Origin of the sequence: Lysinibacillus sp. NPDC097195, from assembly GCF_044762075.1 — a bacterium.
Lineage (GTDB): Bacteria > Bacillota > Bacilli > Bacillales_A > Planococcaceae > Lysinibacillus.
Genome location: NZ_JBIWDP010000004.1, coordinates 181,384 through 198,351, shown reverse-complemented (window position 1 = coordinate 198,351; position 16,968 = coordinate 181,384). Strand labels below are relative to the sequence as shown.

At 36.5% G+C, this 16,968-nt stretch carries 14 protein-coding genes; 11 read left to right on the top strand and 3 right to left on the bottom strand.

The window, feature by feature from the left end; genetic code table 11:
• Positions 1 to 119: 119 nt before the first annotated feature.
• Positions 120 to 1,409: an adenylosuccinate synthase gene (locus tag ACIQXI_RS18025; RefSeq protein WP_402927502.1), complete on the top strand. Its 1,290-nt coding sequence runs from the start codon at positions 120 to 122 to the stop codon at positions 1,407 to 1,409.
• 237 nt (positions 1,410 to 1,646) lie between these two features.
• Here ACIQXI_RS18025 and ACIQXI_RS18020 read toward each other — a convergent pair whose 3' ends face one another.
• Positions 1,647 to 2,459, bottom strand: coding sequence for a YitT family protein (locus ACIQXI_RS18020; protein ID WP_402927561.1), 813 nt, complete (start codon positions 2,457 to 2,459; stop codon positions 1,647 to 1,649).
• Between the two features lie 398 nt (positions 2,460 to 2,857).
• Here ACIQXI_RS18020 and ACIQXI_RS18015 point away from each other — a divergent pair, with 398 nt between their 5' ends.
• From ACIQXI_RS18015 to rlmH, 9 genes are all read left to right on the top strand, one after another.
• Positions 2,858 to 4,324, top strand: coding sequence for a peptidoglycan DD-metalloendopeptidase family protein (locus ACIQXI_RS18015; protein ID WP_402927500.1), 1,467 nt, complete (start codon positions 2,858 to 2,860; stop codon positions 4,322 to 4,324).
• A 333-nt stretch (positions 4,325 to 4,657) separates the two neighbouring features.
• Positions 4,658 to 5,371 (top strand): response regulator YycF, encoded by a 714-nt coding sequence (gene yycF, locus ACIQXI_RS18010; protein WP_402927499.1) that lies wholly within the window; start codon positions 4,658 to 4,660, stop codon positions 5,369 to 5,371.
• Positions 5,372 to 5,376: 5 nt separating this feature from the next.
• On the top strand, positions 5,377 to 7,242 hold the full coding sequence (gene walK / locus ACIQXI_RS18005) for a cell wall metabolism sensor histidine kinase WalK (protein WP_402927497.1): 1,866 nt from the start codon (positions 5,377 to 5,379) through the stop codon (positions 7,240 to 7,242).
• Entirely contained in the window at positions 7,239 to 8,555 is a 1,317-nt protein-coding gene (locus ACIQXI_RS18000) for a YycH family regulatory protein (RefSeq protein ID WP_402927496.1), read from the top strand. Before walK ends, ACIQXI_RS18000 begins: the two co-directional genes overlap by 4 nt.
• Complete coding sequence (locus ACIQXI_RS17995) at positions 8,542 to 9,375, top strand: two-component system regulatory protein YycI (RefSeq protein WP_402927494.1); 834 nt, start codon at positions 8,542 to 8,544, stop codon at positions 9,373 to 9,375. The genes ACIQXI_RS18000 and ACIQXI_RS17995 overlap by 14 nt, the downstream gene beginning before the upstream one ends.
• 2 nt (positions 9,376 to 9,377) lie before the next feature.
• Positions 9,378 to 10,166: an MBL fold metallo-hydrolase gene (locus ACIQXI_RS17990; protein ID WP_402927492.1), complete on the top strand. Its 789-nt coding sequence runs from the start codon at positions 9,378 to 9,380 to the stop codon at positions 10,164 to 10,166.
• A gap of 174 nt (positions 10,167 to 10,340) precedes the next feature.
• Complete coding sequence (locus ACIQXI_RS17985; RefSeq protein WP_402927491.1) at positions 10,341 to 11,648, top strand: S1C family serine protease; 1,308 nt, start codon at positions 10,341 to 10,343, stop codon at positions 11,646 to 11,648.
• Positions 11,649 to 12,328: 680 nt separating this feature from the next.
• Positions 12,329 to 12,493 carry a CxxH/CxxC protein gene (locus tag ACIQXI_RS17980; RefSeq protein WP_402927489.1) on the top strand — a complete coding sequence of 55 codons (165 nt, stop codon included), beginning with the start codon at positions 12,329 to 12,331 and terminating at the stop codon, positions 12,491 to 12,493.
• A 90-nt stretch (positions 12,494 to 12,583) separates the two neighbouring features.
• Positions 12,584 to 13,063: a 23S rRNA (pseudouridine(1915)-N(3))-methyltransferase RlmH gene (rlmH, locus tag ACIQXI_RS17975; protein ID WP_402927487.1), complete on the top strand. Its 480-nt coding sequence runs from the start codon at positions 12,584 to 12,586 to the stop codon at positions 13,061 to 13,063.
• A 61-nt stretch (positions 13,064 to 13,124) separates the two neighbouring features.
• On the opposite strand, the gene ACIQXI_RS17970 is transcribed toward rlmH, so the two are convergent.
• Positions 13,125 to 14,576, bottom strand: a complete 1,452-nt coding sequence (locus ACIQXI_RS17970) for an ATP-binding protein (RefSeq protein ID WP_402927486.1) — start codon at positions 14,574 to 14,576, stop codon at positions 13,125 to 13,127.
• Between the two features lie 345 nt (positions 14,577 to 14,921).
• Here ACIQXI_RS17970 and ACIQXI_RS17965 point away from each other — a divergent pair, with 345 nt between their 5' ends.
• Positions 14,922 to 16,169 carry a TerD family protein gene (locus ACIQXI_RS17965; protein WP_402927484.1) on the top strand — a complete coding sequence of 416 codons (1,248 nt, stop codon included), beginning with the start codon at positions 14,922 to 14,924 and terminating at the stop codon, positions 16,167 to 16,169.
• 198 nt (positions 16,170 to 16,367) lie between these two features.
• Here ACIQXI_RS17965 and ACIQXI_RS17960 read toward each other — a convergent pair whose 3' ends face one another.
• Positions 16,368 to 16,799: an Ohr family peroxiredoxin gene (locus ACIQXI_RS17960; RefSeq protein WP_402927483.1), complete on the bottom strand. Its 432-nt coding sequence runs from the start codon at positions 16,797 to 16,799 to the stop codon at positions 16,368 to 16,370.
• Between the last annotated feature and the right edge of the window lie 169 nt (positions 16,800 to 16,968).

Sequence of the window (16,968 nt, the reverse complement as noted above, 5' to 3'; positions counted from 1 at the left end):
AATTGATTTTATGTTCGTGTTTTTAACTATTTTTTGTTGACGAGTCGTTTCTATCATTGTTACAATAATTTACGGCTTGATTAATGAGATACAATTTGTATCTAACGGAGGTGCTGATTATGACATCAGTTGTAGTTGTAGGAACACAGTGGGGAGACGAAGGGAAAGGTAAAATTACCGATTTCCTTTCACAAAAGGCAGATGCAATCGCGCGTTTTGCAGGTGGCGATAATGCAGGCCATACCATTAAAATCGATGGTGAAACATATAAACTTCATTTAATTCCATCAGGTATTTTCTACAAAGAAAAAACTTCTGTAATGGGGAATGGGATGGTAGTTAATCCAAAGTCGCTTGTAACAGAGTTAAAAGGACTTCAAGAGCGAGGCATTAATACAGATAATCTTCGCATTTCAAATCGTGCTCATGTCATTTTGCCATATCACATTAAACAAGATATTGCAGATGAAGAAAGCCGTGGCGATAATAAAATCGGTACAACTTGCAAAGGAATCGGTCCATGTTATCAAGATAAAGTAGCACGTATCGGTATTCGTATGGCTGATTTATTAGATAAAGAAGTATTCGAAGAAAAACTACGTCATAATTTAGCAATTAAAAATAAATTGTTTGAGAAATTTTACGAAGTTGAAGGAATTACATTCGAAGAAATTTTCGAGGAATATTACGGTTATGGACAAGAAATCGCAAAATATGTAACGGATACTTCAAAAATTTTAAATGATGTGATAGACGAGGGCGGCAAAGTATTATTTGAAGGCGCACAAGGTATTTTACTGGATGTCGATCAAGGAACATATCCATTTGTTACATCTTCAAACCCTGTTGCAGGTGGCGTTGCTATTGGTTCAGGTGTTGGCCCATCGAAAGTTACAAGTGTAATTGGCGTATGTAAAGCCTATACGTCACGTGTAGGAGATGGCCCGTTCCCAACAGAACTATTTGATGAAGTTGGTCAACAAATTCGTGAGGTAGGTCGTGAATACGGTACAACAACTGGACGCCCACGCCGTGTAGGCTGGTTTGATACAGTTGTCGTTCGCCACTCACGCCGTGTAAGTGGTATTACACATCTTTCACTAAACTCTATTGATGTGTTATCGGGCTTAGAGACAGTGAAAATCTGTACGGCTTATAAATATAAAGACGAAACAATTACAGAGTATCCAGCAAATCTTCATATTATCGAACAATGTGAACCTATTTATGAAGAGCTTCCAGGCTGGTCAGAAGATATTACAGGCTGCCGTACATTAGAAGAGTTACCAGAGAATGCACGCCGTTACGTTGAACGCGTAAGTGAATTAACGGGCATCCAAATTGCTACCTTCTCTGTAGGCCCTGGTCGCGAACAAACAAATGTGTTAGTAGACATTTGGGAAGCATAAATAATAGTAAAAGCTACTGCCGTTGATTTCCGTTGCGTGCGGCGCTTTCCGCGGGCACAACGTAAGCCGCAACCCTCGCTAGCGCGCGGTTTGTTGCGTCTTACGTTCTGTGCGTTCCCGCAGGAGTCGCCGCTCTCCACTCCAATCAACAAGTGTTGTTTCTTATTTATTGTTTCCTAAACGTAATAATTAATAAAGCGCGTGCCAAAATGGGTACGCGCTCTTTCGTGTACTATTTTAGTGAATATCCTTCTTCTTGAAGCGGCCACCTTTTACTTCTGCAATATTTCCTATTGCGAGGAATGCATGACTATCTATCTCAGCGACAATTGTTTTCAATTTGGATTCTTCTAAGCGCGTAATAACTGTAAAAATGACCTTTTTGTCATTGCCAGTATAGGCACCCTCACCGTGAAGAAAAGTAACCCCACGACCAAGTCGGTCCATAATTGTTTGACCGATCTCATCAATCTCATCACTAATAATATATACAGATTTAGATTCTTCCATCCCTTGTATCACAATATCAATCATTTTATAGGCGATATAGTAAGCCATAATCGAATACATTGCTTGTTCCCACGTAAACACGAAACCTGCAACGGTAAAGATAAGAAGATTAAAGAACATAATAATTTCCCCTACCGAGAACGGGGACTTTCGATTAAATAAAATGGCTAAAATTTCAGTTCCATCTAAAGAACCGCCATAGCGGATAACGATACCAACGCCAATGCCTAAAATCATACCACCGAAAACTGTGGCGAGTAATGTGTCGGTTGTAAATGGTTCAAGATTATGTAAGAAGATTGTTGTAACGGAGAGCACGGTGATGCCAAGCCCAGTAGAAAGTGCAAAAGTTTTACCAATTTGTTTATAACCTAAAAAGATAAAAGGTAAGTTCAAGACGAAGATGAATATGCCTAGGGGTAAGCTTAATAAATGTGAGGCGATAATGGATACACCAACGATTCCACCATCCATAATGTGGTTAGGTACTAAAAATAGCTCTAGTCCTAATGCCATAATAATCGCACCGATGGCAACCATAATTGTTCTGGTGGTAATTTTCCGAACTGTATTCTTTTTTTGTTGCTTTGCTTTTAATACCTTCGATGAGGTTTGTGAATCAATCAAATCAATCGCTCCAATCAATAGTCTCTTACTTTATTTTATCGAAATATTTAAAAAGTAAAAAGTAATAAGTTTGAAACGTTTATAAAATAAAATAAAAAGAATAAAGTTTTATAATTTGTAATATACAGAGAGTTGAATCGATTCTGTAAATTAAAGGGATTATGTAACAATTAGTAGATAAATAATACATTTTCATTACAAAAAGGATAAAATATTCAAACAACATTTTCTTTATGATACATTATAATGGTGCAAAATTCTTTGTGGGTAATTAATCCTATGTTAGGTTAAAGTTGGAAGGGGCTTTATTGATGAGTTCGTCTTGGAATAAAAAAGAAGAAAACTATCGATCCACCTACAATTTTTCTTCTTTTAAAAAAGTATCAATTATTGCAGTATTAATGGCAAGTTTTGCAATGAATGTGGGCTTTACAAAAGAAAATAATCATAAAGAAGCATTAAATAAAATTTATCATGTCTATGTTGATAATGAATATATGGGCGCTGTATCTGATGATAAAGCAGTTCGTGAAATCATTGCATCTAAAGAACAACAAGCAAGCAATCAATATAAAGACATATTAATTGATGCGAATTCTGCAGTGAAAATCATACCAGAGCAAGTGTTTAGCAATGAAACGAAGGATGCAGAAACATTAGCAAACTTAGAGCAAACATTAGTAGCACAATCACCTGCTTTTGCTTTATTAGTAGATAATAAGCCAATCGCTTACTTAAAAGATGCCGCTGCTTACGAAGAAACAATTCGCATGCTAAAGCTACAATATGTTTCACCACAGGAGTTAGATAATTTACTGGCAAATCAACAATCTTTAAATGAATTACCAGCTTTGCAATCCGGTGAATCGCGCCTATTAAATATTACGTTTAAACAAGGGATTTCAGGTGTCAGTGAAAAGGTAGCACCAAAAAATATTGTTTCGCCTGAGGAAGCAGTAAAATATTTAATGACAGGTTCTCTAGAGCAAGAGTTATATAAAATTCAATCAGGTGATGTTTTAGGAGCAGTTGCTAAAAAGCATAACTTAACGACTGCTGAATTAATTGCATTAAACCCTGGTCTGACAGTTGATACAGTGTTACAAATAGGACAAGCACTCAATGTAACAGTGGCAAAACCATTTGTAACAATTGAAGTAAAACAAGAAAAGAAAATTACAGATACTATTGCATTTAAAAAAATAATTGAAGAAGACCCTACAATGTACAAAGGTGAAACTTTGATTAAACAGCAAGGCCTTAACGGAAAAAAAGAAACTTCGTACTTAATTACTGCTGAAAATGGCACGCGAACGTCAAAAGTAGCTTTAGAAGAAAAAGTCTTACAACAACCAGTAGATCAAATTGAAGTTGTAGGGACAAAAGTTATTTCTTCTCGTGGCACGGGTGACTTCGCTTGGCCAACAGTGGGGGGCTATATTTCAAGTGGAATGGGGCAACGTTGGGGTGCCAACCATCGGGGAATTGATATTGCTCGTCCTAGTAACTACAATATACTAGCTTCAGATAATGGTGTTGTAGTAGCGGCCGGTATTTCTGGAAGCTATGGTAACCGCATTGTTATTAATCATAATAATAGCTATACGACGCTATATGGACATTTATCTTCCATTAAAGTTAGCGTTGGACAAGTAGTTGAAAAAGGTTCTGTTATTGGGATTATGGGCTCTACAGGGAATTCAACAGGTACGCATTTACACTTTGAAGTTGAGAAAAATGGTGAGCTTGTCAATCCATTATCTTATGTAGGTCAGTAATGTAATAAATTCAGAGGGGGTTCCCCATACTGAATCAAATGAAGCCTTTGCGGATGTCATTAGATTTTAAGAGGAGCTGTTCGAGCAAGCTTGAAAAATCTGGACGCCATAACGCTGGGGCGAAATGGATCTTTTGTAAAAGGCAGTCCAATAGTGGGCTGCCTTTTTGTATAGTGTGCTTCAGAACAAAGATATTTCCCGAGAAATAATTGTCGAAATAGGGAAACTGTTCGTGAATAATGCATGGAAGCTAAAAGCATGTTAGAGTTAAGAGTAGTAACTTTACAAATACACAATGTTTAGAATAGATGAATAGCGAAAGGGAGAGAATATATGAGCAAAACAATATTAGTTGTTGACGATGAAAAACCAATCGCAGATATTTTACAGTTTAATTTAATTAAGGAAGGCTACAAAGTAATTTGTGCTTACGATGGAGATGAAGCGTTAGAGAAGGTTGAAGAAGAGCAACCGGATTTAATGCTATTAGATATAATGTTACCAAAACGAGATGGTATGGAAGTTTGTCGAGAAATTCGAAAAAAATACGATTTCCCTATTATTATGTTAACCGCTAAAGGATCCGAGATTGATAAGGTATTAGGGTTAGAAATGGGCGCCGATGATTATGTAACAAAGCCATTTAGTACACGAGAGCTTATCGCGCGTGTGAAAGCAAATATGCGCCGCCTGCAAGTTGTTGCACCAGCAGCTGAGGAAGAAGCAGAAGCATCAAATGAAATAGTAGTAGGATCTCTTGTCATTCAGCCGGACGCCTATCAGGTAATGAAGCGTGATGAAGCAATTGAACTGACACATCGGGAGTTTGAATTACTACATTATTTAGGAAAACATATTGGACAAGTGATGACGCGTGAGCATCTTTTACAAACTGTATGGGGCTACGATTACTTCGGTGACGTACGTACAGTCGATGTTACGATTCGTCGACTTCGTGAAAAAATAGAGGATAATCCAAGTCATCCAGCATGGATTGTCACTCGACGTGGCGTAGGGTATTATTTACGAAATCCTGAACAGGAGTAAAAGAAATGCAAAAAGTAAGCTTCTTTAAATCAATTCATGTCAAGCTTGTACTTATTTATATTTTGTTAATCATGTTAGCATTACAAATTATAGGGATTTATTTCGCGAAACAATTAGAGGAAAATTTAAAAAGTAATTTCCAAGACTCTATTTTTCAGCGTGTAGATTTGATGCAATATAGCATTCGTGAAGAAATTTTGAAAGAGCGCGATGAAAGCATGCCTTCACTTGAGGAAAGTCTAAAATCGATTGTAAAGGAATTTTCCACAGGGTTGAAGGATGTTTCAACGGGCGATATTTTAGAAATTCGCGTAATTGATAGTAGACAGCGTATACTTGCAACTTCAGAAGTAGATAATCAAAGTTTAATTGGACAGCGTTCGAATACAGATCTTGTCCGTCGGGCGATATCCGCAGAAACATTATTCGATCTTATAAAACTCGATAATAAAACAAGAAATCGTGTCTGGGTGTTGGCAACGCCAATCCGTGAAGGTGCTGGCCCTGATGATGAAATAATTGGTGTGCTTTATATTGAGGCAAATATCGAATCTGTTTTTGAGCAGATGAGTGATATTAACCGTATTTTCTTGGGTGGTACTGCCGTTTCATTAGTCGTTACGATTTTCTTAGGTATTTTAGTAGCGCGTACCATTACCCAGCCTATTGCGGATATGCGTAAACAAGCACAGGCAATGGCCAAGGGTAACTTTTCTCGCAAAGTACGAGTCTATGGAACCGATGAAATTGGACAGCTTGCCATTACCTTTAATCATTTGACCAATCGATTGCAAGAATCGCAGTCGACGACAGAGGCGGAACGGCGTAAACTCGATTCCGTTCTTAGTAATATGACAGATGGCGTTATTGCAACAGACCGCAAAGGACGCATTATACTAATTAATGATCCAGCATTAGAGTTACTGCATATTTCAAGAGATATTACACTAGGTCGTCCAATTGCCTCCGTTTTAGGAATCGATCAGGAATATAGTTTTGAAGATTTAATTCATATGAATGATGCGATTAATTTGGACTTTAGTACAGCAGATGCTCCGTATATTTTACGTGCCAATTTTTCTGTTATTCAAAAGGAAACAGGGTTTATTAATGGGTTAATTACAGTGCTTCATGATATTACGGAGCAGGAAAAGATTGAAATGGAGCGAAGAGAATTTGTCTCGAATGTATCTCATGAGCTGCGTACACCGTTAACAACGATGCGTAGTTATCTGGAGGCTTTAATTGACGGTGCATGGAAAGATGACAATATAGCGCCAACATTTTTAAATGTTACACAAACGGAGACTGAGCGGATGATTCGTTTAGTGAATGACTTATTGCAACTATCACGAATGGATAGTAGTAATTATAAATTGAATAAAGATGTCGTGTTATTTAACTCATTCTTTAATCGGATTATCGATCGCTTTGAAATGTCTAAATCAGAAAATGTTGCTTTTGAGCGATTACTGCCAGAGACATCGTATTATGTTGAAATTGATACGGATAAGATTACACAAGTAATTGATAATATTATTTCAAATGCTATAAAATATTCACCAGACGGCGGCAATGTGCGCTTTGGTTTTACCGTCCAAGGTAATATCCTGAAGGTCATGATATCAGATGATGGTATGGGTATTCCAAAGGAAAATGTAGGACGCATCTTTGATCGTTTTTACCGTGTCGATCGTGCGCGTGCACGTTCAATGGGTGGTACAGGTCTTGGATTAGCCATTGCACGGGAAATGATTGAGGCTCATGGTGGCAAGATTTGGGCTGAAAGTGAAGAAGGATACGGGACAACAGTGTTCTTCACATTACCATATGAATTAGACGATTTTGATGAGGCAGGTGAGTGGGAATGAAATATATAGAACCGGTAAAATCCATTGTTTTATTTCTACTCGTCGTGCTAAGTATTGTGCTAACTTTTAGTATTTGGACATATTCGCCTGATTATAATGTAATTGAGCAAACAGAGGGTAAGGAAATTTTAATTGGCTCACAAAAGAATGTGGAAGATGTTATTAAGCCGTATAAAGCGCTATATAGCATTGACGATAAATTTACTGGCACTGTATCCAATGGCGCAATGAAAGACATTATGAATGTTTTCGAAGGTTGGAACATTCTCGATTTAGTTCGGGTAAATAATAATATTTCACCATCCTATATTAATGAAATGATACGTGCGAATAATCGGATGACTGTATTTTTTGCCGGAGAGATTCCATTTTCAGAGCTTGGTACAATTTTTAAATTTGATGAAAAAGAGCTACCAGAGACAACGTTCAATCGTATTATTGTAGATTGGACGAATTACACAAATAAAGAAGTACAGTTGTATTTCGTTAGTAGTTCTAATAAATCGCTATTACGCTCACATGTAAGTATTACAAATACCAATCGATTTGCCAAAGATATTATTGAACCAGTAGAGCAGCAAAGTCCGTATAAAGAAATAGAACGTGAAGGCTATACGTCACTTTACGTTGCGAGTGACAAAATTGAATCTGTAAAATATACGTATTATATGAATGAACTATCACCAGGACTATTTAAAAATGTATTATTCTCAGATCCTAATGTCGTCCAACGTAATGTTGAAAGTGCGGCATTTGAAAAATATACAGATGGCTTGTCTCTTATGACGCTCGATACAAGGGCTAAATCATTAACGTATGTCTATCCAACTGCCGAAAGTAGCGAACGCGTTGAGCCATCGAAGCTCTTCCAGGATAGTTTTGATTTTATTAATGAGCATGGGGGCTTTACAGGTGATTACCGCTATGTATCAAGCAACCCAAGTAAAAATCAAATTGATTATCAGCTTTATTTACAAGGGTTCCCGGTCTATAGTGATCAAACAACGACACGTATTACAACGCAATGGGGAGATAATCGCATTTTCCGCTATCGACGACCATACTTCTCTTTAGACATATCGGAAAAAGAGATTAAAGAGCTTCCTTCTGGAACAGAGATCGTTGAAAAAATTCAAAAGCTCAATAATATTGTTTTATCAGATATAGATGAAATCTCTATTGGCTATTATTTAACGCAAGATGAAAATCTAAAATTATTTACGTTAGAACCGAGCTGGTTTATTATTCGTAATGGTTCATGGATTTTACTAACACCTGAAATGCTTGGGGGTGTAAAAAATGGATTGGAATAGAACAAAATCCATTTTTATTGTCGTCTTTTTAATATTAAATATTTTCTTATACTCATTGTATGTGAATCGATACAATGAGGCGCAAAGCGTCGAGATCACAGGGGAGAAAACGATTGATGCCCGTTTAAAAGAGGATAATATTACGTATGGTGTTCTGCCGCATAGTGTGGATTCTGCTACGTATATTAAAGGCAAAGTTCATACTTTTACGGCTACTGATTTTACCGACTCTAATCATCAAGTAAGTTTTGTAGATGGGAAGTTTGAAGGAAAAGAGGCGCGCGTAGATTTAGTAAATCCCGTAAAATTGCGCAATGTCAATGATGATGCAAGCTTCACAGAATTTGTAGAAGCAAATATTAAAGAAGGTGCTTCCTATGGATTGTGGAAGGTCAATCGTGATGAACGTATCGCCATCTTCTTTCAAAAAACAAATAATCGAATGCTTTATTACAATAAGAGTGGTCTGTTAAAAATACAATGGAATGCCAATGATGAAGTGACGATGTACGAGCAAACGAAGCTAGACAATATCGAGGAAGTGGAGCAACAACAAAGTGTGTTACCACCCATTCAGGTCATTCAAGCATTATATGCAAAAGGTCTTTTAAAGCCAGATTCACATGTTGAGCATATGCAGCTTGGTTATTCCACACTGGTCTACTTAACGCAAACACAAGTATTGTTGCCAACATGGGAAGTACGTGTAAAATTATCAGACGGTGAAATAGAAGAGTATTTTGTAGATGCTGTAAAAGGTATGATTATAGAAATACAAGAAGACAAGCAAGAGGTTGAAGAAGAAGACTGGGGAGTTTAATGATGCGATTTAGTGTTTTAGCAAGTGGTAGTACAGGGAATTCGATTTATGTAGAGAACGATAATCATGCATTTATTGTCGATGCTGGTTTAAGTGGCAAAAAGATGGAACAGCTCTTCGCAAAAATCGACCGTGATATGAAACAGCTAAGTGGCATTTTAGTTACACATGAGCATAGTGATCATATTAAAGGAATTGGCGTATTGGCACGTAAATATAATGTGCCGGTATATGCAAATGCAAAAACGTGGCAAGCGATGGATGGACTCGTAGGAGATATTCCTATAGAGCAACGTTTTGAGTTTGAAATGGAGACAGTGAAGCATTTTGGTTCATTAGCTATTGAATCTTTTGCTGTGTCACATGATGCCGCAGATCCGATGTTTTATTCATTTCATGAAAATGACCGTAAACTCGTGATTATTACTGATACAGGCTATGTTAGCGACCGTATGAAAGGCATTATTCGAGGTGCAGATTCCTTTGTGTTTGAAAGTAATCATGATGTCAATATGCTACAGATGGGACGTTATCCATGGTCGATAAAGCGTCGTATTTTGAGTGATGTAGGACATGTCTCGAACGAAGATGCAGCGATTGCTATGAGCGAGGTAGTGTTTGAAAAGCCAACAAATATTTATTTATCACACTTAAGTAAAGATAATAATATGAAAGAGCTTGCGCGCATGAGCGTTACACAAACATTGCAATCTTGTGGCATTATTGCAGGCGAGTATGTCCATTTATTAGATACGGATGCTGAGGAGCCAACGAAACTAGTAACGGTTTAATAAGGGACCAAATGATTATCGAAATGAAGAAAAGCTGTTCAATACATTTTATTTAATGTATTGAACAGCTATTTTTTATACCTATTTTATTTATTTTTCATGTAATTTTAATGTTTGAATCGTATGATAAGGGCAACAATTAATTAGATAGCAGTTTTAGAAAGGATGAGAAATATGAGCTATTTCAATGACGATGATAAAAACAGTGATTTTCTAAATAATGATGAAGTTCAGAAATCACCTCTTCAGGAGAGACTGGAACGTGAGGAAAAAGAGATGCAAGAGAAGCGTTCCAAAAAGAAAGGTGGTAGCGGCAACGGCGGTGGTAAAGGTGGCTATTTCTTCAGTGGTCTTGTTGGTGTCATTATCGGTGCCCTGCTTGTTTGGCTGATGCTGCCTGGGCTAGTCAATCAAATGCCAGGAACAACTTCAAGTAGTACAGGAAAAAATGAGACAACTATTAACCAAGTAGCAACAGAAGTGACAACTGATGTTATAAGTGCTGTTGACAAGGCATCCGGCGCTGTCGTAGGAATTACAAATATACAAGAAGTGACGAGCGGCGGTTTTTGGAATCAACAACAGACACAAGAAGCAGAAACAGGAAGCGGCTCAGGTGTTATTTATAAGGTAGATGGTGACAAAGCATTTATCGTCACAAATAATCACGTAATTGAAGGCGCGAAACAATTAGAAGTAACAATGCAAGATGGCTCAAAAGAAGAGGCTCAATTAGTCGGTAGCGATGTTTGGACAGACTTAGCTGTCATTTCAATCAGTTCAAAGAATGTTAAAACAGTTGCAACATTCGGTAACTCAGATGTACTAAAACAAGGTGAAACAGTTATTGCGATTGGGAATCCACTTGGCTTAGATTTTTATGGCTCTGTTACAACAGGTGTTGTGTCAGGTAAAGATCGTTCTGTACCAGTTGATTTAAACGGTGACAAAGTGGCAGATTGGCAACAAGAAGTATTACAAACAGACGCGGCTATTAACCCTGGTAACAGTGGTGGTGCACTAGTTAACTTAGCTGGTGAATTAGTCGGCATTAACTCCATGAAAATTGCCGAATCATCAGTTGAAGGTTTAGGCTTCTCGATTCCAATTAACTCAGCGATTCCAATTATTGAGGAATTAGAGAAAAATGGTGAAATGAAACGTCCAACAATGGGTATTTCATTAGTCGATTTAACAGACGTACCAGCATTCTATCAACAACAAACATTAAAATTACCGCAAGATGTAACAACAGGTGTTGTCATTACAGATGTAGTGGCGAACTCTCCAGCTTCAAAAGCAGGCGTGCAACAATATGATGTAATTGTTGAAATGGATGGCGAAAAAATCGAAACTTCTATTGATTTACGTAAACATTTATACAATGACAAAAAAATTGGCGACAAATTAACAATGAAAGTATACCGCCAAGGTAAACTAGTTGAAGTAACATTAACATTAACAAATAGTGATTCTTTATAATAACCAGCATTTAGATGGAGCAAAGAGAAAAGTGTTAGATTGATAAAAGTCAATCTAACACTTTTTGCTATACCGTTGATGTCCGCTGCGGCGGTGCTTTCCGCGGGCATACATGTAAGCCGCAACCCTCGCATGCGCGCGGCTTGTTACGTCTTACATTATGTGCGTTCCCGCAGGAGTCACCGCCTACGCTACCATCAACTAGTGTTTGTTTCCTTTAGTATTACTGCACAAGATAGAACAGATAAGTATCATTTTTGTTCATAGCGAACAAAGAGCATCAGTTAAACACTTTTTGCTATGTCGTTGATGTGCGCTGCGGCGGTGCTTTCCGCGGGCATACATGTAAGCCGCAACCCTCGCATACACACGGGCTGTTGCGTCTTACTAGGGTTGGAGCAGGAATCACTGTTTTATCCTAGACGATTACTTCAATCTAAGGTTTTGTCTAGAAGGCAGGTGCTAGCGTCGATTAGGATATAGCGTTTTGTAGCGACGCCAATTAGTAAATATAGGTGTGGATAACTAGATATTTGTGAATAACTACTTTACACAACAGAAAGCGGGTAAAAGCCTTCCTTTCCTACGCGCTATTCCTTTGTTACAATAGATTGTGGATAACATAGACCGAATTGTGAATAAGTTTGTGGAAATTTCGGAAAATAAGGAGACACGAAAAAATGGAAAAATACAGTTGTGAAAAGCATATAGAGCACGCTTTAGACATGTTTGTCGCGGAGCAAAAAGTATTCCCGATTATGGATAAAGTAGAAGAGCAAAAAAAGTTATCCACAAAATGTAGTTACTGTGAACAGCCAGCAGAATATATTGTATCAAGTAAATAACTTTACACAATATATAGAAAATGCTTGTGGATATGTTGATAACTTTTGTGGATAATTTGTTTGTAAATGAAATGTAAAGGTGGATAACGTGTGAATATAACAATTGTATCAGTCGGAAAACTAAAAGAAAAGTACTTAAAAATGGGGATCGACGAATACGTAAAACGGCTCGGTGGTTACGCAAAAATGGAGTTAATCGAAGTGCCTGATGAAAAAGCACCAGAGCAACTGAGCGATGCCGAAATGGAAATCGTAAAGAAAAAAGAAGGCGAGCGCATCCTTGCCAAACTTAGCCCAGACACATACGTTATCGCCCTAGCCATAAACGGCAAAATGAAAACATCCGAAGAAATGGCAGCTGATATCGAGTCATTAATGACTTATGGAAAAAGTAAAATTGCTTTTGTTATCGGTGGTTCCCTCGGCCTACACGATGATGTCCTCAAACGCGCCGACGAAAAACAATCATTTGGCAAAATGACATTACCACACCAATTAATGAAGCTTGTCTTAATTGAGCAAATATATCGTAGCTTTAGAATTATGAAGGGCGAACCATACCATAAGTAAGTGCGGTTTTTAGAAAGACCATTTAGAACATTGAAATGATAATGTTCTAAATGGTCTAGTTTTATATTTGATTTGCATATCCCTCTTTTTCGGCATTTCCAAGTAAATATAAAAAAGCGAATGCAGGAATTCGAATAACCGGGGTTGTCGTAATATGTTTAGTAATACCATAATCATCGTTATTCTTAGTAACGATAATAGCACCTTTAGTTTTGGAGTCATTTGCCCATTGAACAATAGCTTCATTTTCAGAAATTGTAGAGTTTTGTCTGTATTTTACTTCAATTAAAATTCTTCCTATGGGGAATGATACTATAACATCAATTTCTTTTTGAGTTTTTGCATCTCTAAAGTAACAAATCTCTAATTGCTGTTTATAAAAGAATGTATGAATATGTTTATAAACGGCAGTTTCAATTATAATGCCCATTTCTAAAGGATCTGTTAATACTTCTTCTCCCAACATTAGAACAGCATTCCTAATTGCAGGGTCAGCTAAATAAATCTTAGGTTTTGATTTTAAAAGTTTCTTTCCACTTAAATCTAATGGGCGGCTTGAGTAGATTAAATTTGCTTGTTCAAGTAACTCAATATAGTTACTTATAGTTTGTCGAGTTACGCCTACTTCTTTAGCAATTGTATCTTGTATCAAGATGTTACTACTCGTCATACATAAATATAAAAAAATCTTTTCAAATTCAGCAACATTACGGACATTGAATAGGGAAACGATATCTCTTTTTATAACTTTATCTACAACATCTTCTCTGATTATTTTTTGGGCGAAACTAATGTCATCGGTTAGAGCAATTTCAGGAAACCCTCCAATTAGTAAATAATTATGAAAATGTTTCTGTAAGGGCGTTAATGAAACCATTAAATCAGCTAATTCTTTTGGAGTTAATTGAGCGAGAGATGTAGGTTTAATTCCTAAAGGTAGTTTTGGTCGTTTAATATTTAAAAGTTCAATGTATTCATAAAAGGAGAGTGTTGGTATTTTTATTTGAGTCCATCTACCAACACCACTTTCAGCCATTTTAGATGAAATAATCGGACTAGCAGACCCTGTAGCTAAGATTTTATATTGTGGATGTTGATCATAAAGTGTTTTTAACCAGGTGTCCCAATCGGGTGCATATTGAATTTCATCGAAGAAAAGATATAATTCGTCAGTGTTAGATGAAATATTATTTTCAAAAACATCAATTATTTCTCCTATATTGGAAAGTTTTAGCATTGGATGGTCGAAAGATACATAAAGAATCTGTTTTGATGAAACAGTTTCAATTAATTCCTCCATCATTTGATACATAATTGTAGTTTTGCCAACTCGTCTTGGACCAGAAAGTATAATTTCACGACGTATTTGAGGATGGTAAAAAATCTTTTTAGCTTCATAAAAGGCGAGTCTTTTAACAGGGCGAGTTAAATTTTCTGGAATCTTTTCTGTATGCCACCATGGATTGAAGCCAACTAATACTTTTAATATTTGTTCTTGCGTAATAAAAGACATAAAACACAATCCTCCTTAATTTATGTTAAGTATATAATACATTTTGATTAAATAAATGTAAAATAAGAAGTTGATTTATAAAGAAAGCACTTACACATGTTACGCTGAACCGTACCATAAGTAAGTACAGTTTAAATAGGAATTTAAGAACAGTCTAATTTTAAAAAGATTAGACTGTTTATATTTTTCGAAATATACTATTAATAGATGTAATGGTTTTTAGTGGATACTAATGAATCCATATAGTATAAGTTTAAAGAATGAAGGTTAGCAAAATTATATAAGAGGAATTTGTAGGGAAAATTGTTTGGTGATAAATGAATAGAAGAGTAGGGAGTGGTTTAAATGAATCAATTTCTTCAGATGGGTGCAAATGTGGTTTTAAGTTCCCCGAAAGGTAATGTTACTGTTAGCTACGAAATTTCTAATTCGATAGATATTTCCTTAACTGCTTTCCTTTTGACTGATTCAGGCAAGGTACAAGGAGATAGCGGGATTATATTTTATAATCAACCAATAAGCTCTTCAGGTGTAGCTACGCTTATACCATCTGAGCAAGTAGGTAATACAAAAGTACATAAAATTAATTTTGATATGAGTAAAGTTCCGGAAGGTATTACTAAAATAGCGATTACTCTTACAGAGGATAATAGTACGGGGTTTTCAAATGTAAAAAATTTAAAGGCCGAGATAAGTACCGATAATACGATTATCCAGTTAACCCCATCTAGCTTCACAAACGAAAATGGAATCGTAGTAGTAGAATTATATCTAAGGAATGGTCAGACGAAGGCAAGATCAATCTGGCGTGGTTTTAATTCTGGGCTTGAAGGGTTATGTGAAAATTACGGAGTTGAGGTTGAAAATGATGAGCAAAACACGCATTCTGAACCTAAAACTATTCTAAAACAATCATCAATAGAACCTGATAAGACTCTAACTGTTTCTGAAAATAAACATATACAAAACTCGGTGCCATCGATAAGTCTTGAAAAGGTAAAGGGCCAGATAAATCTCGCCAAAGGTCAAAAGCCAGTTATCATTGATAAAACACCTGAAATTACCGCTACGGTATCTTGGAAGACGGGGACAGATTATGATATATATGCCTTAGTCTATACAAAGGATGGAAAACAGATAGATGTAGCTATGTTTGGGGCGGAAGGTACGCCTCCTCTCAGAAGTTTTGGCAACGGGGCAGTGGAACATATGGGAGATATTAGGGGGAATAATGGGTCAACTAAGACAGAAGTAATCAAATTAAGGTTAAATAATGATATTCTCGCAGTTGTTCCTGTGGTTTATTCTGCCCAGTCAAATGGAACAGGCTCTTTCTACAGATACAAGGTGTCCATGAGTATAGATAATCATGATGGAACCTCTGTTACCATAGTGGCCAAGAATGCAAATAATAATGATAGAATTTATTCCTGTGTGCCCGGAATCCTTCATAATACGCACGATGGAATTATAATAAGTCCATTAGAGCTTTATAGTACACCGAACTCAGAGTTTAGACCTAAACTTAGGATGGGATCCTCAAATATGGTAGAAGTCATAATGGATATAGGGCCAATGAATGATTACAAGTAGAAACCGCACTTATATTTATTACAGAGAACCGCACCTTCGTGAGCGAAAAAAGCGAGGCAAGCCTTTTAATAAAGCTTGCCTCGCTTACCTTTTTAGTATGAAATGTTTCGATCAATATAGCTAAATTTTCTTCAATGATTGCTAAAACGAAGGAATGGCGCTCAATTCTCTTGCCTAGTAAATTAAGGACATTCTTAATTAGTGGCTTAATGTATCGACTTCAAGGGTTAATTCCATATTTTTTCTTTTTTCTTCAGAATACGGCCAAATTTGGCTGGCTTTTTGGACTAGACTCTTTAATTGGTTGTTATCAATATTTTCGCCCTTAATGTGTAAGTTAATGGCTAACTTATATCCATCTTGTTCATCTTCTAACAATTGAACATTAGCTGTGACTTGTGATTCCAAATTCAATCTTTCCTTATTTGCTACTATTTGTAGAGCATTATCAAAACATGTGGCGTATGCTGCTGCGAATAATTGTTCTGGATTTGTAACTTGCTCTAACTTCTCATCTCTATCAGTTCCTGGTATAGCGGTAGACATATTTATAACACCGTCCGATGATTTAACTTTTCCCTCTAATCCCCCATATGTGGTTGCAGTTGAACTATAAAGAATTTCAGACATCTAATCCATCTCCTTAAAATAATGGTCATAACTATAATGATTATTCCCTATAGATGTCTTTTTATGTATAAAAATAGATGGACATATGAAATCAATACTAAAGTAAATTGGATAGTTAAACTGCACTTATACTTATTATGCAGAACCATATTATTAGACTAAAAGGAGC